Origin of the sequence: Paenibacillus sp. OK060, from assembly GCF_900101205.1 — a bacterium.
GTDB lineage: Bacteria > Bacillota > Bacilli > Paenibacillales > Paenibacillaceae > Paenibacillus > Paenibacillus marchantiae.
Genome location: NZ_FNFR01000001.1, coordinates 17,066 through 41,509 on the forward strand (window position 1 = coordinate 17,066; position 24,444 = coordinate 41,509).

The 24,444-nt window shown below is 46.0% G+C and carries 27 protein-coding genes, 1 tRNA gene and 1 pseudogene; 19 read left to right on the forward strand and 10 right to left on the reverse strand.

Features of this window, described 5'->3' with window-relative positions; genetic code table 11:
• Window positions 1-147: 147 nt before the first annotated feature.
• The 5 genes from BLS14_RS00075 (at window position 148) to BLS14_RS00095 (ending at window position 4,882) form a co-directional block, all read left to right on the forward strand.
• On the forward strand, window positions 148-423 hold the full coding sequence (locus BLS14_RS00075; RefSeq protein WP_090948888.1) for an Atu4866 domain-containing protein: 276 nt from the start codon (window positions 148-150) through the stop codon (window positions 421-423).
• A 26-nt stretch (window positions 424-449) separates the two neighbouring features.
• Complete coding sequence (locus tag BLS14_RS00080) at window positions 450-1,187, forward strand: SDR family oxidoreductase (protein ID WP_090948890.1); 738 nt, start codon at window positions 450-452, stop codon at window positions 1,185-1,187.
• A gap of 142 nt (window positions 1,188-1,329) precedes the next feature.
• Window positions 1,330-2,232 carry a LysR family transcriptional regulator gene (locus tag BLS14_RS00085; protein ID WP_053783582.1) on the forward strand — a complete coding sequence of 301 codons (903 nt, stop codon included), beginning with the start codon at window positions 1,330-1,332 and terminating at the stop codon, window positions 2,230-2,232.
• A gap of 103 nt (window positions 2,233-2,335) precedes the next feature.
• Window positions 2,336-3,085, forward strand: coding sequence for a spermidine synthase (locus BLS14_RS00090; protein ID WP_090948892.1), 750 nt, complete (start codon window positions 2,336-2,338; stop codon window positions 3,083-3,085).
• A 180-nt stretch (window positions 3,086-3,265) separates the two neighbouring features.
• Window positions 3,266-4,882 carry a sensor domain-containing diguanylate cyclase gene (locus BLS14_RS00095; RefSeq protein WP_090948895.1) on the forward strand — a complete coding sequence of 539 codons (1,617 nt, stop codon included), beginning with the start codon at window positions 3,266-3,268 and terminating at the stop codon, window positions 4,880-4,882.
• A 77-nt stretch (window positions 4,883-4,959) separates the two neighbouring features.
• Here the strand turns inward: BLS14_RS00095 and BLS14_RS00100 are convergent, their stop codons facing one another.
• From BLS14_RS00100 to BLS14_RS00115, 4 genes are all read right to left on the reverse strand, one after another.
• Window positions 4,960-5,319 carry a winged helix-turn-helix transcriptional regulator gene (locus tag BLS14_RS00100; RefSeq protein ID WP_063564912.1) on the reverse strand — a complete coding sequence of 120 codons (360 nt, stop codon included), beginning with the start codon at window positions 5,317-5,319 and terminating at the stop codon, window positions 4,960-4,962.
• Window positions 5,320-5,526: 207 nt separating this feature from the next.
• Window positions 5,527-5,922, reverse strand: coding sequence for a DoxX family protein (locus tag BLS14_RS00105; RefSeq protein WP_063564911.1), 396 nt, complete (start codon window positions 5,920-5,922; stop codon window positions 5,527-5,529).
• 59 nt (window positions 5,923-5,981) lie between these two features.
• Window positions 5,982-6,974, reverse strand: coding sequence for a Gfo/Idh/MocA family protein (locus tag BLS14_RS00110; RefSeq protein ID WP_090948897.1), 993 nt, complete (start codon window positions 6,972-6,974; stop codon window positions 5,982-5,984).
• A gap of 40 nt (window positions 6,975-7,014) precedes the next feature.
• Window positions 7,015-8,202, reverse strand: a complete 1,188-nt coding sequence (locus tag BLS14_RS00115; RefSeq protein WP_090948899.1) for an adenosylhomocysteinase — start codon at window positions 8,200-8,202, stop codon at window positions 7,015-7,017.
• Between the two features lie 234 nt (window positions 8,203-8,436).
• On the opposite strand from BLS14_RS00115, the gene BLS14_RS00120 reads away from it, so the two are divergent.
• Window positions 8,437-8,520 (forward strand) — tRNA-Leu (locus BLS14_RS00120).
• Between the two features lie 59 nt (window positions 8,521-8,579).
• Here BLS14_RS00120 and BLS14_RS00125 read toward each other — a convergent pair.
• Window positions 8,580-8,759, reverse strand: coding sequence for a hypothetical protein (locus BLS14_RS00125; protein WP_063564909.1), 180 nt, complete (start codon window positions 8,757-8,759; stop codon window positions 8,580-8,582).
• Window positions 8,760-8,918: 159 nt separating this feature from the next.
• On the opposite strand from BLS14_RS00125, the gene BLS14_RS00130 reads away from it, so the two are divergent.
• Window positions 8,919-10,073, forward strand: a complete 1,155-nt coding sequence (locus tag BLS14_RS00130; protein WP_090948901.1) for a sn-glycerol-1-phosphate dehydrogenase — start codon at window positions 8,919-8,921, stop codon at window positions 10,071-10,073.
• Between the two features lie 675 nt (window positions 10,074-10,748).
• Here the strand turns inward: BLS14_RS00130 and BLS14_RS00135 are convergent.
• A complete protein-coding gene (locus BLS14_RS00135; RefSeq protein WP_024629188.1) occupies window positions 10,749-11,345 on the reverse strand; it encodes a helix-turn-helix domain-containing protein in 597 nt (198 codons plus the stop codon).
• 439 nt (window positions 11,346-11,784) lie between these two features.
• Here BLS14_RS00135 and BLS14_RS00140 point away from each other — a divergent pair.
• From BLS14_RS00140 to BLS14_RS00185, 10 genes and pseudogenes are all read left to right on the forward strand, one after another.
• Window positions 11,785-12,177: pseudogene (locus BLS14_RS00140) on the forward strand (holin family protein); the annotation flags it as partial.
• A 284-nt stretch (window positions 12,178-12,461) separates the two neighbouring features.
• A complete protein-coding gene (locus tag BLS14_RS00145; RefSeq protein ID WP_064639229.1) occupies window positions 12,462-12,749 on the forward strand; it encodes a Dabb family protein in 288 nt (95 codons plus the stop codon).
• A gap of 173 nt (window positions 12,750-12,922) precedes the next feature.
• Window positions 12,923-13,384: a DUF86 domain-containing protein gene (locus tag BLS14_RS00150; protein ID WP_063564905.1), complete on the forward strand. Its 462-nt coding sequence runs from the start codon at window positions 12,923-12,925 to the stop codon at window positions 13,382-13,384.
• An 11-nt stretch (window positions 13,385-13,395) separates the two neighbouring features.
• Window positions 13,396-14,301 carry a DUF4261 domain-containing protein gene (locus tag BLS14_RS00155; RefSeq protein WP_063564904.1) on the forward strand — a complete coding sequence of 302 codons (906 nt, stop codon included), beginning with the start codon at window positions 13,396-13,398 and terminating at the stop codon, window positions 14,299-14,301.
• A 186-nt stretch (window positions 14,302-14,487) separates the two neighbouring features.
• Window positions 14,488-14,874, forward strand: coding sequence for a YtxH domain-containing protein (locus tag BLS14_RS00160; protein ID WP_063564903.1), 387 nt, complete (start codon window positions 14,488-14,490; stop codon window positions 14,872-14,874).
• A gap of 225 nt (window positions 14,875-15,099) precedes the next feature.
• Window positions 15,100-15,909: a glutamate racemase gene (gene racE, locus BLS14_RS00165; RefSeq protein ID WP_063564957.1), complete on the forward strand. Its 810-nt coding sequence runs from the start codon at window positions 15,100-15,102 to the stop codon at window positions 15,907-15,909.
• A gap of 241 nt (window positions 15,910-16,150) precedes the next feature.
• A complete protein-coding gene (locus BLS14_RS00170) occupies window positions 16,151-17,365 on the forward strand; it encodes a M14 family metallopeptidase (protein WP_371121098.1) in 1,215 nt (404 codons plus the stop codon).
• Between the two features lie 231 nt (window positions 17,366-17,596).
• Entirely contained in the window at window positions 17,597-17,854 is a 258-nt protein-coding gene (locus BLS14_RS00175) for a hypothetical protein (protein ID WP_062322197.1), read from the forward strand.
• A gap of 144 nt (window positions 17,855-17,998) precedes the next feature.
• Window positions 17,999-18,301, forward strand: coding sequence for a hypothetical protein (locus BLS14_RS00180; RefSeq protein WP_063564902.1), 303 nt, complete (start codon window positions 17,999-18,001; stop codon window positions 18,299-18,301).
• Window positions 18,302-18,322: 21 nt separating this feature from the next.
• A complete protein-coding gene (locus BLS14_RS00185; protein WP_024629198.1) occupies window positions 18,323-18,544 on the forward strand; it encodes a YuzB family protein in 222 nt (73 codons plus the stop codon).
• Between the two features lie 92 nt (window positions 18,545-18,636).
• On the opposite strand, the gene BLS14_RS00190 is transcribed toward BLS14_RS00185, so the two are convergent.
• On the reverse strand, window positions 18,637-19,035 hold the full coding sequence (locus tag BLS14_RS00190) for a hypothetical protein (RefSeq protein ID WP_063564901.1): 399 nt from the start codon (window positions 19,033-19,035) through the stop codon (window positions 18,637-18,639).
• Between the two features lie 204 nt (window positions 19,036-19,239).
• Here BLS14_RS00190 and BLS14_RS00195 point away from each other — a divergent pair, with 204 nt between their 5' ends.
• Complete coding sequence (locus tag BLS14_RS00195; RefSeq protein ID WP_090805070.1) at window positions 19,240-19,521, forward strand: hypothetical protein; 282 nt, start codon at window positions 19,240-19,242, stop codon at window positions 19,519-19,521.
• Window positions 19,522-19,695: 174 nt separating this feature from the next.
• The gene (locus BLS14_RS00200; protein ID WP_063564899.1) at window positions 19,696-20,526 is read left to right on the forward strand and encodes an aldo/keto reductase; all 831 of its coding nucleotides are present in this window, start codon (window positions 19,696-19,698) and stop codon (window positions 20,524-20,526) included.
• A gap of 381 nt (window positions 20,527-20,907) precedes the next feature.
• Here BLS14_RS00200 and BLS14_RS00205 read toward each other — a convergent pair whose 3' ends face one another.
• The 3 genes from BLS14_RS00205 to BLS14_RS00215 all read right to left on the reverse strand — a co-directional run bounded on the left by BLS14_RS00205 (window position 20,908) and on the right by BLS14_RS00215 (window position 24,309).
• Window positions 20,908-21,642, reverse strand: coding sequence for a DsbA family oxidoreductase (locus tag BLS14_RS00205; protein WP_090948903.1), 735 nt, complete (start codon window positions 21,640-21,642; stop codon window positions 20,908-20,910).
• A 156-nt stretch (window positions 21,643-21,798) separates the two neighbouring features.
• Window positions 21,799-22,224, reverse strand: coding sequence for a cytidine deaminase (locus BLS14_RS00210; RefSeq protein WP_063564955.1), 426 nt, complete (start codon window positions 22,222-22,224; stop codon window positions 21,799-21,801).
• Window positions 22,225-22,311: 87 nt separating this feature from the next.
• Window positions 22,312-24,309: an LTA synthase family protein gene (locus BLS14_RS00215; protein ID WP_090948905.1), complete on the reverse strand. Its 1,998-nt coding sequence runs from the start codon at window positions 24,307-24,309 to the stop codon at window positions 22,312-22,314.
• Window positions 24,310-24,444: the final 135 nt, after the last annotated feature.

The following is a 24,444-nucleotide window of genomic DNA, read 5'->3' on the forward strand; positions in this document are numbered from 1 at the left end:
TCCTCGTACTCGTTTAACTATTTTAGAATGTGCTGGAGGAATAGGCAAGAATACTATGGGATTCTTCTATCGCACATAGACTGATCCCTTACATAATGAAGGCAAGCAATTGAATCTGTTGGCAATAGAAAGGAGTGTCGTGGAAATATGGTAGGCAATAGATCAGGAGATAGACAAGAAGTGAAGCACTCGTATGTTGGGATGTGGGTGACGAAGGATGGGTACATCAGGCATGAACTTCTCCCTGACGGTCGCTATGATGAAGCACGGGGAAATAGGCAAAGTGCATATCAAGGACGATATGTAGTCGATGGAGACCATATTGAATATGTCGATGATACTGGCTTTACCGCAGATGGAGACTTTAAGGACGGCGTGCTTTATCATGCGGGCATGATTTTGTACAGAGAAAATGCACAATAAATTATCTAATAGGGAGAGAAATCAACATGTCTAATGTAAAAGGGAAAGTCGTTGTGATCACTGGTGCAAGCAGCGGAATTGGGGAGGCAACGGCGCGTCTGATAGCAGAGCAGGGAGCACATGTTGTCATTGGTGCAAGACGAGTGGAACGTCTAGAGGCGCTGGCGTCCTCCATTCGCTCGGAAGGTGGTTCAGTAGAATATCATACACTTGATGTTACACAGCTTGAAGAAATGCAAACGATCGTAGAGCTTGCGCTCAATCGTTATGGACGTTTGGATGTGATTGTTAATAATGCGGGAGTCATGCCGCTATCACCCCTTGAAGCACTAAAAGTGGACGAGTGGAATCGTATGATTGATGTTAACATTCGCGGAGTTCTACACGGCATTGCAGTTGGGCTGCCTGTTATGAAAGAACAGGGTTCCGGCCAGTTTATTAATATCGCCTCCATCGGAGCTTATGCCGTGACACCAACAGCCGCGGTATATTGTGCAACCAAATACGCAGTCCGTGCGATCTCGGAGGGTCTGCGCCAGGAGGTAGGCGCAGATGTCCGCGTGACCCTTGTATCGCCAGGTGTGACTGAATCCGAACTTGCCGAATCCATCTCTGATGATGAAGCACGCGAGCTTATGAAAGATTATCGGCGCATATCCATTCCGGCCACGGCTATTGCTCAGAGTATTCTGTACGCGATCAACCAGCCGGCTGTGGTGGATGTGAATGAAATCGTGGTGAGACCCACAGCAAGCATGGCTTAAATCTCGCAGTAAGACACTAAAGATGTCCACAACCATATGTACGGGTTGGGGGCGTCTTTTTATACCCTGAAAGAGAGCTCGTCTGGGTTGCAATATGGTATAGTATGATCAAGTAACGCACCAGAGAGAGGGGAATAATACATTGACGCTGCAACAGCTAAAATATGTGATTGAAGTCGCCACGCGTGGCTCGATGAATGAAGCCGCCAAGCGGCTGTTTATTTCCCAGCCCAGCCTGTCGAATGCCATCCGGGATCTGGAGCAGGAGCTGCGGATTACCATTTTTGAACGCACGAATAAAGGGATAACCTTGTCCAAAGAAGGCGTGGAATTTCTAAGTTATGCACGCCAGGTAGTGGAGCAGGCGGAATTACTGGAGAATCGTTATTTGAACGCGAAGCCGTCTCCGCAACATTTTTCCGTCTCCACACAGCACTATGCGTTTGCAGTAAATGCATTCGTGAAGCTGGTGCAGCAGTATGGACAGGATGAATATGAACTGGCTCTGCGGGAAACGAAAACGTATGAGATTATCCAGGATGTAAAAAGCCTGCGCAGCGAAATTGGCATACTATATCTGAATGAATTCAATTCCAAGGTAATTAACAAATTGCTTAAGGATGCGGGGCTGGTGTTCAACAGTCTGTTTGTTGCCAAGCCGCATATTTTTATCAGTGTGCAAAATCCGCTGGCGAAGCAGGAATCGGTTGCGATTGAACAGCTTCAGGATTATCCATACCTGTCCTTTGACCAGGGGGAGTATAACTCCTTCCATTTTTCAGAGGAGATCCTAAGCACGCTTTCTCATCCCAAAAGCATACAGGTTAACGACCGAGCCACGCTGTTTAATCTGCTGATCGGTTTGAACGGATACACCATCTCAACAGGTGTGCTTAGTGCCGACCTGAATGGGAATGAGATTATCCCCGTCCCGCTGGAGTGTGAAGAGACCATTAATGTTGGCTGGATCAGCCATAAGAATGCTTCGCTTTCCAATCTGGGCGTGGAGTATGTCCAGGCTCTGCATGAGGCGATTCAATCCTAAATGGTCATGGGAAAACCGTTTCCGTTCCAGCGGAGTCGGTTTTTTTTTAGAAACACACTTATACTTATAATCATTGCGTAAAAGTACGAAGGGAGAACGGTCAGTGCGAGTTTTATACCGAAATAAGAGTGAACAGCATGAGTTGACGATATATGATACATCCAAGCTTTATGGAGATAAGGGCCGATTTCGTGTGCTGGAATTCTCCAATGCAGCAGTTCAGGGGGCAATGGATCTGGACGAGCCATCCCGAATGGTACTGGAGTATCCAAGAGCAATGGTTCACTTGATGGAACGAAATAATCCCGATTATGAATCGGTTTTTATAATTGGACACGGCATCGGAACCCTATCAAGCTACTTGTCTAACCGTCAAGTAAAAGTCGCTGAACTCGATGCGGAAGTCATTGAGCTCAGCAGAACTTTCTTTGGATATCGTGGAGATCATGTGCTGGTTGGTGACGGTCGTGAACTATTGGAGCAGGAGGCATCAGACTCATACCATTATATTATTGTAGATGCTTTTACGGCTACGGGAACACCTGCACAGTTTACTTCAAGCTCATTTTTCACGATACTAAAAGACAAATTGCATTCTGGTGGTATCGTATTGCTGAATGTATTTGGGCGTGCGAGCAATGACAGACTGGTGAATGCGATTCATACCACGTTACAGGAACACTTCGCTTATACGCGCTCATTTGCATTGCCAGCTGAAACAACGGATGAAGTCCAAAATCGTATTTTGGTCGGTTGTGACGAACCGATTGCATTTCAAACGCGTCATATGGCTGGGTTTGTAGAACAGCAGCCTGGCGAGGGATATGTTATTGTGGATTCAAATGAATCTTAATCTCAAATACAGTTCCAGATGATTTCGAAGAAAAGTGTCATATCATGTTATCAATTGTCATTAAATCGTCAATCTTACTATGTAATTATTCGAACTTCACAAACTATTTATTTCTTCTTAACAACTTTCGTATAAGATAGAAGGAATATGCCTTTTCATGAAAAACCGGGGGAAGCAATAATGATCGCAAAGAATAAAACATCCAGATTAAGAAGAAAAGTAAGGGAGATCAAAAAAATCAGCCTTACCGCTCTGTTGAGTGGATTGGTCACCATTGCCGTTTTGATGACATTGACCATTATGTTTATTTCGTCTTATACATCCCAGAAGCAATCGCTGATTGATAATACGCTCTCACTTAATTATTCAAGTGCCATGCAGATGAGCCAAACACTGGACTCGTTGTTTCAATCCATGCAGGGCAGTTTGAAGTATTCAGCCAACTATTTTCCGGATATAGACTATGCAGACGCCAAAAAACTAGATCCCACACTGGATTTGATTCGAAACAGCAGTAATTATTTCAATTCGGTTTCTCTGATAGATGAATCGGGAATAATCCGGGGTTCATCTCCTTATTTGGAAAAAAGCCTCGGACAGCCTATAACTTCTAATGCAGCGAAAAATGCGTTTAAATCGAGGTCTTCCTATATATCCGAAGCGTATCGTGCGCCTTATTCGGAACGCAGAGTCGTTTTTGTGAGTGAACCGATCTTCAGTCCATCAGGTGAATTCAAAGGTTTAATTAGTGGGAGCATCTATCTACAGGAAAATAACATTTTGAATCTGTCATTTGGCAGCCAACTGAGGACCAGTAATGGCTCTTATTTTTATATTGTGGATGCCAACGGGACGTTGTTGTTTCACCCGGATACGGAAAGAATCGGTGAAAATCTAAGCAAAAATCAAGTGGTGCAGAAATTGCTTAACGACCATACGGGCAAAGAACAATATAAGAATCTGGCGGGTGTGGATTCACTCGCAGGTTATTATAAGGTTCCGACAACAGATTGGGGAGTTGTCGTTGTATCTCCAACCCAGATGGTATACGATCAGCTGAATCAACATATTCGCATGTTGCTGCTGTACACCTCAATTCCGTTTATCATTCTGACACTTATCGTTATTCGTGTAGCGCGCAAGCTGGCCAGTCCATTTGTTTATCTTGCAGACCTGGTTAACCAGGTGGATCAGGGTAAAGTAGATCTGCCTGTAATGAAGCCGCATTGGAACAGGGAAGCGGATTTGTTAACACGAACCGTGCTGACTGCATTGGCGAATTTTCGCAAGCAGAAGGATCAACTTACTTATGATGCCAGAACGGATGTATTAACCGGAATGACCAATCGTAGAACATTTGAAGAAGTCATTCAGCAGTGGATTGATGAAGAAGTTCCGTTCTCCATTGTGGTACTGGATATTGATCGCTTCAAATCCATAAACGATACGTATGGGCATCATGCGGGGGATCAGGTTCTGAAGCATATCGCGAATATCATTAAACTGTCGGTTCGGACGCAGGATATATGTTCCCGGTTTGGCGGGGAGGAGTTTGTTGTGTTATTGCGACATACGGATTCGAAAACAGCGTATCAGATTGCCGAGCATATCCGTGTATCGGTGGAACAAAGTATATTGCCCATTGATCGTTCTGTGACGATTTCGGCAGGCATTGCCGAATATCCACTGCATTCCACAACAGCGACAGAGTTGTTCCATTTGGCGGATAATGCGTTATATCAAGCCAAGGAAGAGGGACGTAATCGGACCATTACCATTCAAACGGTCATAAAATAAGGTTTACTCATCTTTCATTTCGAAATCAAAAGAAGCTAATCCCATCTAAGAGAGGGATAGCTTCTTTTGTCTTTTGTTTAGACATCTTGTGATCTGGCCTGGACTTCATTTGTATACTGTTCTCCCCAGTCTCGCATGCTGTAAATAATCGGCTGGAGCGTTTCTCCAAACGGTGTAAGCGAATATTCCACTTTGGGTGGAACCTGAGGATAGATTTCCCTGTGAACAATTCCGCTGCTTTCCAGCTCTCTTAATTGGAGAGTTAACATCCGCTGAGTAATATCAGGGAATAACTTTCTAATCTCGTTGAATCTTAACGAGCCGGAGAATAGGTGATATAGAATCGCACCTTTCCATTTGCCTCCAATGACGCTCAGCGTGACTTCGACGGAACAGCCATAAGGCGAGGGGCACCCATCGGCCGGGTTTTTTCTCATTATAATTGCACCTCCAGTTCGTGGTGGTTATTTATAGTATCAATTTTAGTACTACAGCACATAAATGTACATATCACTCATCTATGAGCATATCACTTCTCCCTTGGATTATAAACCCCATCCCATACATCTGCATGAAGATAAAACAACAAAGAACCCCGGTTTCGTATCACGAAACACCGAGGTTCTCAGGAATGAAAGGCTTGATTAGAATAAAGTGTCCAGGGAGTAAGCTCCTGCACCCGCAAGTGCAACACCGATCAGTGATCCGAGCATAACCAGATTGTACTCGAATCCTCCGTTCAGATTCCAAAGTCCTTTACCTGCATGAACTTTTGCTATGGCAACAACCATAGGGATGATGAGCAAAATGACAGCAAAACCAGTCCACAGACCTGCTCCAAACAGGAATCCGCCGATCAACTCAATAAGACCTCCACAGACAGCCATAACTCTTGCGGGCCTCAGACCAATCGCCCCGAAAAATTCGGCTGTTCCTGATATGCCTTCTCCACCAAACCAGCCAAATAGTTTCTTGCATGCATGACCCATCATAATGAAACCAATAACAAGTCGAATGATAAGTAATCCGGCGTCTAACATGTGCTTCTTTCCTCTTCTCTAGTTGTATAAAATGATTGGTCTTATATATCATATGAATGTCAGATCAGCGACGCCAGAATGGTATCACATAACGCCATGGTTTCAATATTATCCTTACCACTGGAATGTGGATCAGATTTGTTCTGACAGCATTCCATAAAATGAGCCATCTCCCCTACAAATCCTCGTAAGTAGAGGTCGCGATAAGCGCCTGACATAGGAGAGCCGGAGGGAGTGAAAACAGTATCCTGCTCCTCAAGGGATTTCCAGGGAAGGTTATCCCCTGTACGAGATTGATGAACCGTAAGTGTATTAATCTCATCTGCTAACGCAAATCCGTCGTCAAAGGTGACTAGTACACTTTCGCTTTCGCGTGACCATGCACTCATGCCAACAAAGTAGGCACTGCCCACCACACCATGATCAAATTTCAGGGAAATGCCCTGGTTAATATGTTCTCCGTCCTTAACCGTTGTGCCTGTGACCTGTACGGCTTCCCCGAACAGAAAACGCATCAGATCGACCATATGAATGGCAGCGAGCTTCATGAATTGTTCCTCATCCTTGCAGAATGGTGTGCTATCTACAGCAAATTTCATTTGGAAAGAACGTGCTCTGCCCATTGTTCCACCATCAATCAGTTCCTTGAGTTTCATGTAGACCGGTGCATATCGTTTCATGAATCCAACCATAACAACCACACCGGCCTTTTGGGCAGCTTCAGCCACAGCAGCAGCTTCGGCAGCGTTCCATCCGAGGGGTTTATCCACGTATACATTTTTGCCAGCCCGGATGCATTCAAGGGCAAGTGCTGTCTGATCCTCTGGTTGCGCCACAACAACGACGCCGTCACAGTCTTCATTCTGCAGCATCAGCTGAGTATTGTCATAGGCTTTCCCTCTGCTCCCAAAACGAAGGAGAGCCGCCTCGGACCGTTCAATACTGCGAGTGGCGATGGCCTGAATGTCTGCTCCTGCTTCAATAGCAGAAGGATATAAATTCGTGGATGCATGGAATCCTGCACCGATAAAACAAAGTTTGGCTTTTCTCATATGGACCTCTCCTTTAAATTCATATCACCATTCTTAATGACTAGATCTTGTAGCTTAAATGCTTCAGCATCTGTCCGGCAATGGTGTTGTTAACGCTATGAGGAACCGGCTGTGGTCCGAGGGTGAGATGTTGGCGTTGCTGTACAAGATATAGGAGGGAGGCGGCTTGCAGGGACAAGCCTAGATCCATCGTTTCGGCAGGGTTGCCGCTGCCACCAGCCAGGTTCAGCATCTCGCCTTGAGTAAGTAGCATGAGTCGACGTCCGTTATTTAATGTAAATTGTTCGATATCCGCTGTCAGTTGTTCCGTATGCTCCGCCTCCTGACGGAGACTTTCCAGATCCATCTCCCAAGAAAAATGTCCGGCATTGGCGAGGATCGTTCCATCATTCATTTGATTAAAATGTTCCTTCAGAATGGCGTTAGGACGGCCAGTGACAGTAATGTACACTTGGGCAAATGCAAATGTATCCTCCAATCGTGCCACTCTGAACCCATCCAGCGCCGCTTCCAGGCCAGCAATCGGATCGGTTTCAACAACGACGACCTGACTGCCCAGATTTCGCAAATATCTGGCGATGCCTCGTCCACAGGTTCCATAACCTACGATGACGAAACGACGTGTAGGCAGAATCAGGTTTGTAGTACGCATGAAACCTTCAATAATGGTCTGTCCAACACCATGTTCATTTTCCATGATTCTTTTGAGTGGACTATCATTAATAACAATGATGGGGAAAGGAATGTTCTCATCCGTCTCTTCACGCAGAAGATTGGCCCCGGTCGTTGTCTCCTCCGTACCACCAATAAGAGAGTTAGTATCATACTGTTGAATGAAGGTACGCGCCAGATCAGCTCCATTATCCATGAGGAGATGGGGTTGGTGACCAAGTACACTTTGGATATTTTGCAGGTGCTCATTGCGCCTGTCCGCACGTTGACCATATACCGTGATGCCTTCTTCTTGCAGAGCTGCTGCGACGGCGTCTTTGGTTGTACCCGGGCTGCCAGTCAATACAACGTTGGCTCCACCTGCTTGGAGTGTGCGGCATAATACAGCTGTTTTAGGTTCTACATGAATACATATACCGATGGTTAAACCAGCAAAAGGCAGCTCTTTGGCAAAATGGGATTTCAATTCCCCGAGCAGGGGCATATGCATTTCCGTCCAGTGAATGCTGCGTTTTCCTTCTTCAATACGTTCATGTGTTGTGTTCTTGATCGTCATGCAAAACTCCCCTTTTCTATGCAAGGTATAGCGTGTCCAACAGGACACTTGATCTGCTTAATGTCTACGATAGGGAGTTTGATGGGGTTAAAAAAGGACATATGTCCTATTCATTGCAGCTTGGAAAAAAGGTATTGCAAACTTATTACAGAGCATGTATACTCTTAATTACGGTAAAACAAGCAATTGCTTGACCGGAGTACTTTTCATCCATGATGAGAAGATACATATTATGCGGTCGTGGCGGAATTGGCAGACGCGCACGGTTCAGGTCCGTGTGGGCTAACCCCCGTGGAGGTTCGAGTCCTCTCGACCGCATCGAAGAAAAAAGCTCGCAAAATTGCTCTAAAGGCAATTCGCGAGCTTTTTTTGTTTTTTTATTTATTGAAAATGAATTGTTGCACACATAGGCCTGCAATCGCTCCAGCAATACCAAAGAGCGCAACACTTGCCATCACCTCATATGCCTGGAAGCGAAACAAAAAGGCGATGCCGCTGCCAAATGTCGTTCCTGCGAGAAATCCGAGAGAAATTCCTATTTCTTTGGTTAATTTCATAGGTTCACCTGCTTGGGAATGTGAGTTTGGGGTTTGCAAATTTTTAATACAGGAAGTAAAGTGTGATCAGGAAAATACTCACATTTTATTTCCTTTTTTCATTTTGTGGTTTTAACCATGTAATTATGCATGATATTTCTTAAGGGAGGTTAAAAACGGATGAATATGAACAAGCGAATTGCCGTATGGAACGAAGAAGCGCAAAATTGTACTTGTGGGCATGATCATCGGTTGGTGCAAATGCAGGTCTATCTGGAGCATGGAGCTATTCAGCGGTTACCTGGCTATTTGTCCGAGCAAGGGTACAGACATGTAACAGTGGTATATGATCGATTTACAGGTCCGGCAGCGGGACACGAGGTGGTAAAGAACATCCGAGAAGCGGGCGTTCATGTGGATGAGATATGCATGCCAGAGAACAAAGCAGGCGACGTGATCGCCGATGAGGGTGGGATTGTGCAGGTACTGCTCGGTGTGAAACAAGAAAGTCAGGCGATCATTGCTGCTGGTTCAGGGACCATTCATGATCTGGTGCGATTTGTTTGCTCCAAAATGAACAAGCCCTTTCTGTCAGTGCCTACAGCAGCTTCGGTTGACGGATTTACCTCAGCGGGTGCACCTCTTATTGTAAGCGGCGTCAAACAAACTTTCCAGGCGGTACCGCCTAAAGCTATTTTTGCGGACATCGATATTTTGGAGCAAGCCCCCCAAGAGATGAATGCAGCCGGATTCGGAGATATGCTTGGTAAATATACATCACTTGCGGACTGGGTGGTTTCCAGGGATCTGGGTGGAGAACCGTTCTGCCCCGTAGCTTATCGCATGACAGAAGAAGCACTAACGACCTGTGTGGAGCATGTAAATGGTATCGCTGAAGGACGGGCCGATGGTGTGAGTGTATTGATGGATGCGCTGATTGCTTCCGGCATTTCCATGCTAATCATTGATCATTCTCGTCCGGCATCCGGTGGAGAACATCATCTGTCTCATCGGTGGGAGATGGATCTGATGGAGTCAGGGCACAAGCCTGTTTTGCATGGTGCCAAGGTGGGAGTGGCCTGTGCACTGCTTACCATAAAATACAAAGATCTTGCACAAAAATCCGACGAGCCGATATTCCATGTATACAATAATCTGCCGGATGCATCTCAGCTTATAGCTTGGCTTGAGCAAGTTGGGGGACCTACAACGACTGAACAACTAGGTGTATCCATGGAGATGGTGGAACATGCTTCCAACACAGCTCATTTGCTTCGTGATCGTTATACGGGACTGAAATATATCAACGAGATTCTAAACGTGGGTTCGAAATAAGGATGGGAAAAATAATATGAACAAGTGTTATCTTATGGATTTAGTTGTACGTACAAATTAAGAGTGAATCCTGTAATGTACGAGACAAGGAAGTGTTGTTGTTTGCGCTAGAGGTGCTTGTGCTTAATTCGATAGCAACAAATCACATGAATTTTTGAAAAACACGGTCTTACAAGGGATAAGGATAGATCGAACCAAACGTTATACGAGCTGAATTAGAGTTTGAATTAAGCCTACTCCCTTAAGGGACAGGCTTTTTTTTATACTTCATATAAAGTGTTGGGTTAAATTGTTCGTACAAATATATTATGAAAATGAAGCTAACCATGAAGTTCTATTTCTTTAAATGATCCATGATTTAATGGACTGGTTGGTTAGCATTGATGAGGTATATATGGGTATAAGTCGCCGCGCCTTTCGACAATGGGATTTTCGCCTCGTTCAGAGAGCACGCTGTACCGGCCCAGGTTAAGGAGTGACTGGGAATGAAGGAATGATGCATCCAAAGCTGTTTGGAGGGCAAGAGGGCCGCTTATCGCCCCTGAGAGACGATGCTGAGTACACCCGACTGGAGAAATGGTAACCTAATAAAATTTGTACGATGAAAGTGGTATTTTAAAAAGGCTCTGTCTTTCCCAATGGGGAGAGGACAGAGCCTTTTGGTTGTTCGCTAATTTAGTTATTGTGGCGATCTTTCAAGATGACATCTGCGAACAAAATAGTTTTCGGGATGCGGAAAAATTGTTCCGCTTGTTCCTGAAACGCAGCAGAAGGCAGCGTTCCCTGATGCAGCCATTTGCGGAAAGTGCCGGGGTGAACCCCGATCCAGTGGCTGACATCTGTCACCGACAAATCATGGACCATACACAAGCCTGTTAGAATACGGTTGCTAACCGGAGAACGGGTCACCGTACGCTTCATGAAGCGGGAAGGCTCGGGCTGACAAATGACAGGGCTTTTGCGTACCACCTCTTCATTAAAAAGAATGTGGCGCGGGTAGCCGAGCAATTGGCATGCCTTGTCCAAATTGGTACTGCCGGGTATCCGTCCTTCATACACCCACGCGCTGACGCTGCGTGAAGAGATGGATAGATCTTCGGCGAGCTGAGACAACTTGATATCATTGGCCATCAGCACGGCAAGAAGAACACGGTTGCGGATTTGACAGCGTGTCGGTTTTCGGAATCGTTTAACACGGACGCCTTTTCCCAAATATTTACGGTTGATCAGAGACCACGCCTGGATGGAATGTTGTTCTGGTTGATTAGGCATATTTCCTCCGATTTTTTTAACCAAATACTACAATAAGTACGGGGGTACTTTCAAGTGCCGGGTGCACCTGTTTCAAATGAGTGGATGCGCGAATCCGCTACAAAGGAGGAATTATGAACTAGACCAGACGCAATTCACATCCTAGTATATTCCTAGATTACAATGTTTCACTAAATTTAAGGGATCAAATAGATAATGAATAAAAATAAAATGAGTCTAATTACCTATTAGTGAGACTTTAGTACTTTTATCTATTTTTTGTTGATATGATGCGGTTTATTTCCCTGATTTACCCATAAATATTCGATTCCCGTTAAAGGAACCCATTTCCAATGTGCACAAATCTGAAATTAGAAATCCGCGTGTTCAGCAAGGCATGTGGACTGTCAAAATCTCTTATTCTTACATATCTTGTATGGAGATCAAGTGAGAGGGAGAGGTGAGAAACGTGAGTCCATCCGTAAGTACCTTTGCTGCCATTTCAGGGGCGTTCATGACGTTTGCTTTTGGTGGATGGGATCAGCTGCTTAGCTTGCTGGCGGTTGCAATGGCTGTGGATTATATTACGGGTCTCGCTGCGGCAGTAAGAACGGGAAAAGGATTGAATAGTAATGTTGGATTCTGGGGGCTCGCGCGCAAAGGTCTCATGCTAACGGTTATTCTGCTTGCCCACCGAATTGACATGCTCATGGGAACTGACATCATTAAAGGGGGAGCCATCTACTTTTATCTGGTGAATGAGCTGATATCCATTACCGAAAATTATGCCCGCATTGGGCTTCCATTGCCTGACAAGCTCAGACAGGCTATAGCGGTGCTGAAAAAACAGGAGGGGTTGTCTGACAGGGAGTGGCCTCAACCACAGCCGAACGTGGAGAATAAGGAGACAAAAGAACAAGCAGCAGAAGTCGTACCGGAAAAACAGACAAACCAAAGTGAACAGACGGATAATATGTCTCAGGAGAAATCCAAAGGGAATGAAAGCAGCCCCGATTAGATTGTCTTTGAAGAGAACGTTTCCAAGTATCCTTTCGTAATAGAGGACGTTATGATATATTTTGGATACAAGAAAATTCAATCATACCAATTATTATACTTAAATGAGGTGCTTGTTTGATGATTAAACATATTGTTCTGTTTAAAATGAAAGATCGTTCTCCTGAAAGTATCGAAGCGGCTGCGAATGTTCTTCGCAATCTGCAAGGGAAAATTGATGTTCTGATCTCGCTTGAAGTGGGTATTGACGTGCTTCGTTCGGACAGATCTTTTGACATCTCACTTACGGCAGAATTTGCATCACTGGAAGATCTTCAGGCATATCAGGTGCATCCGCTGCATCAGGAAGTCATCAAGTATATGAACGAGGTCAGAGAGCAGTCGATTGCAGTGGACTACGAAATCTAATCTGTTATTCATTCTATTTTGGATAAAGGGGACTCTGCATGAGCGATTTAAGAGACGTTATGGAATTTTTATATATTTTTGTCGTGTTTCTGATCGCTTGTCCTGTGATGTTATTTTGGCTGAAGCGAAGAGGAAAAAGGAACCGATAATTCACTGAACGGGAAGTGAACACATTGTATTACGTAAACAGAGAACAGATTGCCCGCCGGCTTGCTGCCGTACCGGAGGTGGCTGAAGGTCTTCGTCGCGCGTCACAAGCTTGGGATGGCAGTCTCATGCTGGGTCTGGTACAGGAACGCTGTCTTCATCTGGCGATTGAAATCGTTACGGATGTTGGGAGTTATCTCATTGATGGCTTCATCATGCGTGATGCGAGCAGTTATGACGATATTATTGAAATTAACCACGAAGAGAAAGTTTTTGATCATGCAACCTATGAGGTGCTTAGTCGCCTCGTATCGTTGCGCAAGCCGCTCGTTCAGGACTATTACAGCTGGGAGCGGTCTGAACTGCATCCGCTGAGCAGTGACTTGCCGGGCGTGCTTGAACATTTTTCCCATCAGGTCAATACCTATGTGGAAAAAGAACTCGGACCTTTCCAGACTGCACAGGCCGAGGGACAGAGCAAGGAATGAGGGGAAACAGCATGACGAACGAACGGAAAGAAGCTCGAGAAGTAAATAATGAAACGAATGACATACCTTCCGGGTTTCATCCGGTATATATGATTGAGCTGTTATTTCAGGAACGTCCTGTTATAGATCAGGGGCGTTTGCATGATGCACTGAGCCGTCATACCGGACAAGTCCGGCTTGACGTGAAGCAGGGTAATGAGGAGCATAATCCTGAGATGCTGGTTTTCTACCACCTGGATTATAAGGTTTCTTTTCAGGAAGGTAATATTCCAGCACAGACTTGCATGCTCCCCATTACTGAAATTGTAGATCGTGCCCGCTTTGGAGGGGCTTTACAGCAAGCCTGGCATTGGCCAGAAGCAGGACAAGCTATGGAAACGATCCAATATTCTATCCGACTTCATGATATGTTCACTGCTGCCATGCCGCGCAAACAACGACTCGAATTGTTCCAAAAGACGATTCAGGCTGTCATGGAAGTGTTGCCTTGTGAGGCGTTATACTGGTACGGCAGTGACAAATTAGTTGAACCAGAAGCCTATGTGCTGTCACAGGAGCGTGAGGAGCATCTCTACGCTGCGATGAATGTGCGCATGTATCAGGCTGGGGGCACGGAGGAACAGCGTCAGCTGGTTATGGACACGGTAGGTTTGTCAGCACTTGGTGTGCCTGATGTACAGTGTCATTTTATTGGACTCGATCCGGATACGGTAGCCCAGACATTACTGGGTGCCGCCTATTACATATTTGATCAGGGAGATGTTCTACAGGATGGACAGACGCTGGGATCTTCCGGCGGACGACGCTGGCGTTGTGAGCATCAGGCGGCGTTGATTGCACCAGGACGATATGTAATTGACCTGGACCCGGGTGATGAACATGCTGCTGCTCCGCTTGAGCCGGCGCGGCAGACCTGAGACATATCTCGATAACGTCAGAAGGTGCGAAGACGGCATCCAGAATTTTTTTTGGTATCCGAGTGTCAGGTCAAGCCCTTGCTGCTTATACTGCATCAACAGAGTAGGCATTCGCCCGGATTGACGAGCAACAGGCCGTTGCTTAGTTATTCGGTACTTCATTTAAGGTAAAGGGAGAGATGAGACGTGAAGGATTCTAACAAAAGTTTGTTGTGGGGAGCATTAATCGGCTCGGTTGTAGGTTCAGTGACAGCTTTGCTGCTGGCGCCAAAATCCGGACGCGAACTTCGTCAAGATATTTCGGAAGGTGCACGTCAGGTGAGTGAGAAGGGTCAGGAACTGGCTAGCAAGGTAGGAGAACAAAGCGCACAGATCGTATCCAAAGTAAAAGAGACGGCAGATGTCGTTATCCAGGATATCCAATCGTGGCGCAATTGCGCTGAAGGTAAAGAAGTGCGCGTATCCGCCGTCATTACTGATTCCGATTCTTCCATCGATGCAGATGCAGCAAATGAGTCTGGCATTGAAGTCATTGCGAAGCTTCCTGCCGACGACTCCAAAGATAACATCTAAAGCTAAGCTTGAACGCGAGCAGGCTTTCCTCCATCTGGAGGGGAGCCTGCTTTGTTGTGCGTGGTCGTGCAGGAGTTGTACGATACGGCATTTTGTTTGAACCCTGCGATGAAATCGGGTAAGATGTAGGTACCTTTTTGCCTGAAAATTCATACGGTAGGAAGAAAGCTCTGGGAACCAATATGTTAACAGAACCAATTCAATGAAGAAGGAAGCGGTGTGTTCGTGCAGCAAGCAATCGCTATATTAGACTCCGGTGTAGGGGGATTGACGGTCGCCAAGGAAGTGATGCGTCAGCTCCCACGGGAAAAGATCATATATTTTGGAGATACTGCCCGGACACCGTACGGACCCCGTTCGTCCGAACAAGTTAAACAATTCACGGAACAAATCGTTGATTTCTTGATCCAGTTCGATCCGAAGGTTATCGTTATCGCCTGTAATACGGCTACGGCAGCAGCGCTCGACTATATTCGAGCCAAGGTGAATGTGCCTGTCATTGGTGTCATTCATCCTGGAGCACGAGCAGCCATCACAGCGACACGCACAGGACGCATCGGTGTCATTGGCACCGTGGGGACCATTGGAAGTGGTGCATATACGTCTGCACTCAAACAGTTGTCTCCCTATATTGATGTGGTCAGTCAGGCTTGTCCGGCACTTGTGCCACTGGTGGAGCAAGGCGAATTCCGTTCCGAGCAAACGACAAGTACGGTGGAGCAATCTCTAGGCCAGATTAAACAACAGCCGATTGATTGTCTTATTCTGGGTTGTACGCACTATCCTTTTCTCATGGATACCATTCAGGAGGTTATGGGGCAGGAAGTGAAGCTGATTAGTTCGGCAGATGAAACGGCAAGGGAAATCAGTACGATTTTGTATGATAAACGAAAGCTGGCCAGTGGGGATGAGACGCCGGTCCATCAGTTTTTTTGCACAGGGGACCCCCGCATGTTCCAGAATATTACCCGCCAATGGCTCGGAGAGCAGATCTCCAAAACGCCAGTTGTGTGGCAGGTTACCCAATTACCATAACTTTTTTTGATTTCAATGCTTATAAGAATCCCGGAACACTAAGTGTTCCGGGATTCTTTTGTTTATATCCGAAAGTATAAGAAGCTCAGATGTATCATCACGTTTTTCTTATGTTGGAGGGATTTACGCGATTCATGTCACATGACGGACAACCAGACCCGCATACATATTACATACAGTAAGGACACAGGCGAGAAAAGGACGGGAGATTACACAATTTCCTAAGGGAAAGGAGATCGACATGGAGCTGCAATGGATTATTGTTCAACAGGGAGATACCTTGTCGCGTATTGCGGCAGCGAACCATATGACGAAGGAGTTACTGGCTGCTCTCAACCCTGAAGCAGCGTCCCAGCCCTATTTGCTAACAGGACAGATGCTGCACATTACGCCGGGAATGGGACGCAGGTATGCAGTGCAACCAGGGGAGAAAGTGGCTGTGATTGCATTACGTTTTGGAATGAATGAAGAAGAATTGCGCGAGGCCAACCCAGAAATAGCGAACATTCCGGACTGGTGCGGACGATGTATTCATATTCCAGATTCAAATGGAAAAACTATCGTCAAGTTGCAGGGAGAGTATGGTTATCGTGAAATGAGCCGTGATATCGGTTTGCTCGAAAAGAAGTATCCATTTATCGAGATTGGCTCCATTGGCAGCAGTGTCATGGGCAAGGATTTGCCTTATCTGCGTTTGGGTCAAGGCCCCAGACATATTCATGTCAACGCATCAGTTCATGCAAATGAGTGGCTGACAACGGCGGTTCTGATGCGGTTCATTGAAGAATATGCGAAGGCCTACAGTACACATACGCCATGGCATCAATTCCAGACGGAACGCTGGATGCAGGAAACTACGCTGTGGGGTGTGCCCATGGTCAACCCGGATGGAGTTGAATTGGTGCAAGAGGGCGTGGTCAATGATCATCCCCATGCAGAAGAATTGCTGGCATGGAATGCTGGACGCTCCCATTTTACGCATTGGAAGTCTAATATCAGGGGAGTAGACCTTAACGATCAATTCCCGGCTTATTGGGAGGAAGAAGCAGCTAGAAGAGGGATAACGACTCCAGGGCCCAGAGATTATGCAGGAACCGCTCCCTTATCGGAACCGGAGGCATGGGCACTTGCACAGTGGACCGAGCAACATCATTTCGATGCTGTCGTTTCGCTGCACAGTCAGGGACAAGAAATTTATTGGAACTACCGAGATTTGGAGCCAAAGGAGAGTGCCCCGCTTTCACGCAGACTGGCAAGGGCTTCGGGATACAAGGCAGTTAAGCTGGGTGGAAGTGATGCAGGGTACAAAGACTGGTTCATTCAGAAGTTTCGAAAGCCCGGCTTCACGGTAGAAGTGGGACTTGGGGTCAACCCGCTGCCCATGGATCAGTTCGATGACATCTGTGTAGAGGTTGGCATGCTGTTGGCTGAATTATTAACAGATCGAGAGCACTAACAGGGAAGACCGGGAATCCATGAAATCTGACTTCACATAATCTGGATGGGAAGACATGAAACTTAAAGGTTGTCCACTCGTATAACAGGAACGGGCGCTGTGACCGGCGTTCGTTTTTTTAATCTGCATATTGCATCATTCGTTCCGGATCGCTCTGGAACGGGTAATGATGGGTGTGACTATAACGTGTTCTGTTTTATTTCAGTGCAATAATCATACGGAGGGGTTCATATGAAGTGGAGAAGACTGCTGTCATTCAAACGATGGACACAAGTATTCAAACGGCTGCCGCGTCTGTTGCGGGCTCCTCAGATCCCTTTGGGTGAGAAGCTGCTGTTCATCATCCCGGCGCTGCTCTACTGGGTGCTTCCTGACGTGATGCCGTTCATGCCTATAGATGATATCGGGGTTACGTTGTTGCTGATGAACTGGTTTGTAAGTCGTGCGGAGCGCAAATATCCGGTACTTACAGCGGGTGCGTCGTCTTAATCCGACACAAAATGGGTGGTTTTAACATCGATTTTGCATCAATGTTATTGCGAAGCGCAGTAATTTTCTTTACAATAGATGCTGGAGTTTAGAAATACTGAAAAATTGTTGGAACCAGCAATTACGATATAGGAGATGAATGAAATGAACTGCAAAATTACACGTAATGCCGCGAAAGTATTGAAACTTGAACTGGACAAGCCTGAGAACGAAGGTAAATTGCTGCGCGTTGTGATCACACATGCACATGGAGATCATGCCCACTACGGACTCGATATCGATACGCCAAAAGAAAATGATACGGTTGTATCTACCGATAAAGAGATCGACGTTATTCTTGAGAATGATCAGCCTTTGCTGGATGGCGTTAAAATTGATTACCTTTACTTCCCTGAAGAAGGCTTCGTTATTACGAACCCATCCCAAGGCAACCACGGCGACCACTAAGGGAGCGAAGAAGGGGAACTCATGGCTAACGATATCCGCGTATGCGAAAAATGTAATCATATCAGACTAAAATCGATTGTAGCCAAGTTGGAGAAAATGGCTCCGGATACGGAGATCAAAATTGGTTGCAAATCGTATTGCGGTCCTTGCGCGAAGCGTGCTTTTGTTTTCATCAACGGTAGGTACATCAGTGCTCCGTCAGAAGAAGAAGTGCTTGCAAAAGTAGCGAAATTCGTAAAGTAATTGTATGAATTTACATTGGGCAAACTTGTCCACGAAAGGAAAGAGAGGCCGCGGCCTCTCTTTTTTTAGTTGTGATTAGGAACGGTACAGGGTTAGAACGTAAAGCCCTGCATCATTTCAAAAATCTTAAAGGTATCCTCTTGAATCTCAATGGCGATGATAGTATCGCTTTTTTTAAAATAATGAACATTCCCCATTCGCTCTTCTTCCACTTCAACCCATCCGGCTTCGGATAACTTCTCGAAATAATCGGAGGGTACATATAATCCCTGTTCTCCCCCGATATGTTTCAATTCATATTTAATGCCCGTTTTAATGTTTGGATTGTCTGAATATGTCGTTACGTTCAGCTGCTTTGCATTCACGGGGACCGGAATCTCGTTATTAATAGAGGAGCCTGTATATCCCGTTATTTCATACGTCGAAGGTGTACAGCCGCTGATGAGCAGCAATAAAGATAGCAGTATGAACATAATCCCAAAGTTCTTCAAACACACGCCTCCTTGTGAAAAGGTACTTATCAAATAAACGCAGTCACACCGGAAAAAGTTATACACATCATTGATATTTATCACTAATCGTTTAAGGGGAACAGTGAAGCGATCCGTCATTGTTTTAGCAAAAGAAGAATAAGGAAGGCCGATGTCAACCATCCTAAAGGGGTAACAGGAACATGATCCCAAGGAGGAATACTCATGCCGAAGCGTTATGATTCCAGTTTGCAAGCCGATACGACCGTATCCCAGGCGCAGAATGCAGTGAACAAACTTCATTATGCCGTTTCACAGGCAATGTCACATCCAACAGAACAGACCATTGAACAGGCAGAACGCCGTTTGGCGCATACCGAGCAGGCCATGCGTCAAGCTGAACGTTCGCTTGGAGGTCAGGGCGTTGAGCTGGCAGAAGAGATGTTCATTGAGGAGAAGAGAAGATTGAACTCGATCCAGAGTCAGAATGGGCAAGGGGATCTATAGGCGTTCCTGTCACACCAGAAACCCGCAGAGCAGCAGTGCTTTGCGGGTTATTCATGTCTCTTTTGAATGACCCCAAGAAGTGGATCCAGCCAAACTGTATGCAAAGTGCCGCTTAAAATTTGGTGAGAAGGTTAATAGACCAAGAGCAGGCAAATTTCACACAGGAGGTACAGAATGACAAAACATATTACAGATTGTACGATTCTGAACAACGGAGTGACGATGCCATGGCTGGGATTTGGGACTTATCGAGCAAAAGGCAAGGAAGTACAGCAAGCGGTGGAGACTGCATTGGAAGTCGGATATCGGAGTATTGATACGGCGTCCGTTTATGGAAATGAAGAAGAAGTGGGACAAGCCATTGCGAGCAGTGGTGTTGCTCGGAATGAGCTGTTTGTGACAACCAAGCTGTGGAACGAGGATCAAGGGTTTGATTCGACCTTGAGAGCATTTGAGGCCAGCCAGAAGGCGCTTGGATTAAATGTCATTGATCTATACTTAATTCACTGGCCTGGTAGAGACCAGTATAAGGAGACGTGGAGAGCATTCGAACGTCTATATAGCGAAGGAAGTGTACGTGCCATTGGTGTAAGTAATTTCGAAGTACACCATTTGCGCGATATCATAGATGAAGGTGGAACGGTACCTGCGGTGAATCAGGTGGAACTGCATCCAGGTCTGATTCAACAGGAACTGCAGGATTTCTGCGGGGAGCAGGGCATTCAACTGGAGGCATGGAGCCCCATTATGAGAGGTAAACTGAACAAGGAATCGGCTTTGAAAAGTCTGGCCCAGAAATACGGAAAAACACCAGCGCAAGTTATTCTGCGTTGGGATATTCAGAACCAGATCGTGACGATTCCGAAGTCGGTTACCCCGGAGCGGATACGCGAGAATGCGGACATCTTTGATTTTGAACTGACTCCCGATGAGCTGAAACTGATTGATGCGCTGGATTCGGATAAACGGACGGGACCACATCCGGATCAGCTGTTTTGGGATTGAGCGTGTAGCTCAATTCCAAAATGAGTGTTTAATGATCTGCTTGTGGATGTTCCGGTGACGGATCGTTCTTCGTGATATAAAATGAAAGCATAATCCTTTACAGTAGGCCACTACGTGTGCAGAACAATCTTTCGATCGCCGTTATCCCCGGATTTTTGGAATTCCCTATCTTCAAAGGGTAAAATCCAGTGATAAATGCGAAGTATATGCTTCCGTTGCAGCTTTCTTTCAGAAAGCTTTTAGCGCCGCTTCTCCAGATTTGTTCTGCCCTCTCCGTTATAATGTAAATTATGAGTTCATCTTAAGTGGATGGATTTAAAAGGGAAAAGTGAAAAAAAGCAGCAGGTTCAGGGGATAACCCTTGATCCTGCTGCTTTTGTGTTATTTGGATTGGTCCGGTTGCGGAACCTCGCAGCCGTCTTCGGTGCATACTCCACTGCCATCTGCGTCAGTGGTGTTGGACTCTACTATTGTGAAGGGGGAACGCTCGTCCCATGCTTTCTGGATAGCGTCAAGGAACACCTCATCCGGTTGAGCGCCAGATACAGCGAACTTGCGATCAAATACGAAGAACGGTACACCCCGGATGCCTAACTGTTCGCCTTCTGCCTGGTCGGCACGCACTTGGTCTGCGAATTGATTACTGGACAACACTTCTGCTGCTGCATTGCGATCTAGACCTACTTCTTCAGCCAACTCGATCAGTACATCGGAATTGCCGACATGTTTACCTTCAATGAAGATCGCTTGAAATAGTCGTTCGCTCAGCTCAAGCATTTTTCCTTGTGTTTCTGCCCAATGCGTCAGACGGTGAGCAGAGAAGGAGTTGGTAGGGATCATCTCATCAATGTTGTATTCCAGTCCAGCCGTACGAGCATTGGCATTCATTTGGGCATTCATGCCGCGTGCCTGCTCCACACTCATATTGTATTTGGCAGCCAGATATTCTGCGTTGGTTTTGCCACTATTCAATTCAGCATTTGGATCGAGCTCAAAACTTTTGAACTGTAATTGCACTTCATCGCGGTGGGGGAATTGTGCGAGTACATTCTCCAGACGACGTTTGCCAATATAACAGAAAGGACACATAAAGTCGGACCATATTTCAATATTCATTCATTAAAACCTCCATCATCTATAAATGAAACCAATACAGTTACAATTATATAGCGACTTTCCATCATTCGCAAGGTTGTGGTTATTACTAGCCTCGAAAAAAGAAGTGCTGAAGCATGCAACGGATTGCAGCCTCAACACTTATAATTTAACTTCTTACTTATCCCGGTATGCCTTGGTCCAATGGTAAGGCTGAATTTCGTCCAACCTCTTGTAAATTAAAGCTCCATCCGGATCGTACACGGCAGCCTTCACGTCTTCTCCCCAGAAAAACAATCGTTCCTGGCACACACCACAAGGGGTGAGGACCTTGAATTCTGAGTGCTCATCGTCACGTGCCACACAGATCGAGTGGGTGACCCGCTCGTTTAATTTGTGTGCTTCTAGATAGGCTCCTGTTTCCATACATAAGTGCGTGGCGTCGTTAATCACTTCTGGAGCTACGCTGATTAACAGCGATCCAGCTTCGGTATAAACAGCAGCTGCGCCGCCCCACCCTTGAGGGTAGCGATGTTTGACAAAGTTTGCAGCTTCTTCGAACAGCTTTTGTTCGATATTGAATTGGTCAGGATGTGACGTCATGGTCATGCACTAGCTCCATTTCATTGTAGTATCGGTTTAATTTTGAAAAATGAATTATACAGTTCCGTCAGCTACCGTTACATTCTGTTAGGATTCAGACGCAGGCGCTTGCTCCTCGCGAAAACGCGAGATCAGGTCAAACGTATTAACCGTATCTGACACATGCAGTCGCTTTGTTGCTTCATCATGACCAGATCGGCAAGCATTAATATCCGTTTTGGTACCAGTAGACAGATCGTAACAGGAGCCGCTGTCATAGATGTAATCATCCGAAGGGATATAGAACAGGGAGCCATCTGTAAATGCACCACTGCGCAATACCACCATACGGGAGGAACCGTCGTACACATCGTTGCCCATGTGGTAGTAGGATTGATCTGAAATACCGAGCAGATGCAGTGCTGAAGGTGTAACATCCAGTTGTCCGGCAGGCTCGTCAATCGTTCCCGCTGCGGCTCCGTCAGGCAGATGCACCAGCAAAGGCACTTCGTTCATAATCTGCTCCATATCCAGATCAGTTAGTGAACGTCCGAGAAATTTCTCGTATTGTGGCTGCTCCTTAATGGAATTATCGTGATCCCCATAGAACATGAAGATCGTTTTGTCCCATAATCCCCGATTTTTCAGGTCTTCCACCATGTTACCGAGCGCAGAATCCACGTAATGAACGGATTGCAGATAGTTGCCAAACATCGTTCCTTTGAATTCACCCACATCCAGCTGCTGTTTATCTTGGGGTAACGCGTATGGATGATGACTGCTGAGCGTAATGAGGAATGAGTAGAAGGGCTCTGTAACCTCACTGCTCATTTTTTCAACCGATTGGCGGAAAAAGGACTCATCCGACAGCGACCAGCCAAGCGGGTCATCCTGTTCAAAATCATTTTTACTGTAAAACTTGTCATACTTCATATTCTGATACATCGTATAACGATTCCAAAATCCGCTCTCATAGGCATGAAATACATTCGTACTATAACCATGATCCTTCAAGATAGAAGGCAGAGAATCATAACTGTGGTCTGCGTAACGGACAAACGCTGATCCAACCGACAGTGGATGCAATGAAATATTGGCCCCAAAGTCAGCATCCGATGTTCGCCCCTGACCTGTCTGGTGATAAAAGTGACTGTAGTACTGGCTTTCCTTCATCAGCTCGTTAAAATGAGGCGTAATTTCCTGTCCGCCAATGCTCTGACCAATCATGAAATTCATGAAGGCTTCACCTTGGACAATGATCACATTGCTGTCTTTGTACTTGCCAAACATCTCATCCTTCAGTGGATCAGCCTGCTGTCTGCTGGCGAAATAAGCTTCCGCCTGTTCGAGATCGGCAGGATCGACCTCCGGTCCAGAGCCGAGCTGGTCTTTGGCATAGTTGTACAGATCATAGCCATGAAAAGCAAGAAGTCCGGTAACATTGTACATGGATACGTTCCACCAGTTGTTATCGAACAACCCTTTTGCCCAGGTTTTACTATAAAAATATATCGGACCAACCGCGAGCCCCAGACCCAATACCAGAGCAATGCTGCCTGCGGTGAGTCGACGACGCACACTTGATTTGCCTGAATTTGACGAGTAGGAGTTCAACCCGTTCGAATATGCGCTGGAACGTCCACGACGGTTACGTTTGCTGAACAGCAGGATCGCTGCGTATGGGATAATCACCAGCCAATCGACGAAGAACCACAGATCACTGGCGTAAATAAGCGTAGCAATACTGTCTCCCAAAGCGTCAACCTGTCTGGCTTGCATCAGCACAGGGATTGTTAGGAAATCCTGAAAGTAGCGATAATAAACCATATCCGCATAGATCAGTGCAGTGAGCAGCAGATTGAGTATAACGAGTGATATAATCATGCCCCGGCGAGGCAGCCACCAGGTCCAGAAGGACAGAAGCAGCAGCGAACCGATGGCAATCACTTTGTCCAGAAGACCCATCGTAATGTTGTAAGCGTGCAGATTGTGGTGGAGCCACATTAATTTGAGCAGCATGAGTACAAGAAAAATAAGATATAACGTAAGTGGATGATTCAGAAGCCCACGCGGCGTAAAGCTGCGTGTTGGCTTAGTGACAAACATATATGTCTCCTCCCTGATGAATGGTTTTGTTAACGGAATGTAAAATAGGACTTTATCCATTATAGCGTGGTGTCATGGCTTTTCAACTATGCCCAGGGGAGAAAATCTTCATGCGGAAGCAATGTTAACAAGATC

Coding starts and splice junctions, on each gene's coding strand:
- BLS14_RS00075 (WP_090948888.1), top strand. CDS start 148: ATGGTAGGCAATAGATCAGGAGATAGACAAGAAGTGAAGCACTCGTAT.
- BLS14_RS00080 (WP_090948890.1), top strand. CDS start 450: ATGTCTAATGTAAAAGGGAAAGTCGTTGTGATCACTGGTGCAAGCAGC.
- BLS14_RS00095 (WP_090948895.1), top strand. CDS start 3,266: ATGATCGCAAAGAATAAAACATCCAGATTAAGAAGAAAAGTAAGGGAG.
- BLS14_RS00100 (WP_063564912.1), bottom strand. CDS start 5,319: ATGAGAAAAAACCCGGCCGATGGGTGCCCCTCGCCTTATGGCTGTTCC.
- BLS14_RS00105 (WP_063564911.1), bottom strand. CDS start 5,922: ATGTTAGACGCCGGATTACTTATCATTCGACTTGTTATTGGTTTCATT.
- BLS14_RS00110 (WP_090948897.1), bottom strand. CDS start 6,974: ATGAGAAAAGCCAAACTTTGTTTTATCGGTGCAGGATTCCATGCATCC.
- BLS14_RS00115 (WP_090948899.1), bottom strand. CDS start 8,202: ATGACGATCAAGAACACAACACATGAACGTATTGAAGAAGGAAAACGC.
- BLS14_RS00125 (WP_063564909.1), bottom strand. CDS start 8,759: ATGAAATTAACCAAAGAAATAGGAATTTCTCTCGGATTTCTCGCAGGA.
- BLS14_RS00130 (WP_090948901.1), top strand. CDS start 8,919: ATGAATATGAACAAGCGAATTGCCGTATGGAACGAAGAAGCGCAAAAT.
- BLS14_RS00135 (WP_024629188.1), bottom strand. CDS start 11,345: ATGCCTAATCAACCAGAACAACATTCCATCCAGGCGTGGTCTCTGATC.
- BLS14_RS00145 (WP_064639229.1), top strand. CDS start 12,462: ATGATTAAACATATTGTTCTGTTTAAAATGAAAGATCGTTCTCCTGAA.
- BLS14_RS00155 (WP_063564904.1), top strand. CDS start 13,396: ATGACGAACGAACGGAAAGAAGCTCGAGAAGTAAATAATGAAACGAAT.
- BLS14_RS00170 (WP_371121098.1), top strand. CDS start 16,151: ATGGAGCTGCAATGGATTATTGTTCAACAGGGAGATACCTTGTCGCGT.
- BLS14_RS00175 (WP_062322197.1), top strand. CDS start 17,597: ATGAAGTGGAGAAGACTGCTGTCATTCAAACGATGGACACAAGTATTC.
- BLS14_RS00180 (WP_063564902.1), top strand. CDS start 17,999: ATGAACTGCAAAATTACACGTAATGCCGCGAAAGTATTGAAACTTGAA.
- BLS14_RS00185 (WP_024629198.1), top strand. CDS start 18,323: ATGGCTAACGATATCCGCGTATGCGAAAAATGTAATCATATCAGACTA.
- BLS14_RS00195 (WP_090805070.1), top strand. CDS start 19,240: ATGCCGAAGCGTTATGATTCCAGTTTGCAAGCCGATACGACCGTATCC.
- BLS14_RS00200 (WP_063564899.1), top strand. CDS start 19,696: ATGACAAAACATATTACAGATTGTACGATTCTGAACAACGGAGTGACG.
- BLS14_RS00205 (WP_090948903.1), bottom strand. CDS start 21,642: ATGAATATTGAAATATGGTCCGACTTTATGTGTCCTTTCTGTTATATT.
- BLS14_RS00210 (WP_063564955.1), bottom strand. CDS start 22,224: ATGACGTCACATCCTGACCAATTCAATATCGAACAAAAGCTGTTCGAA.
- BLS14_RS00215 (WP_090948905.1), bottom strand. CDS start 24,309: ATGTTTGTCACTAAGCCAACACGCAGCTTTACGCCGCGTGGGCTTCTG.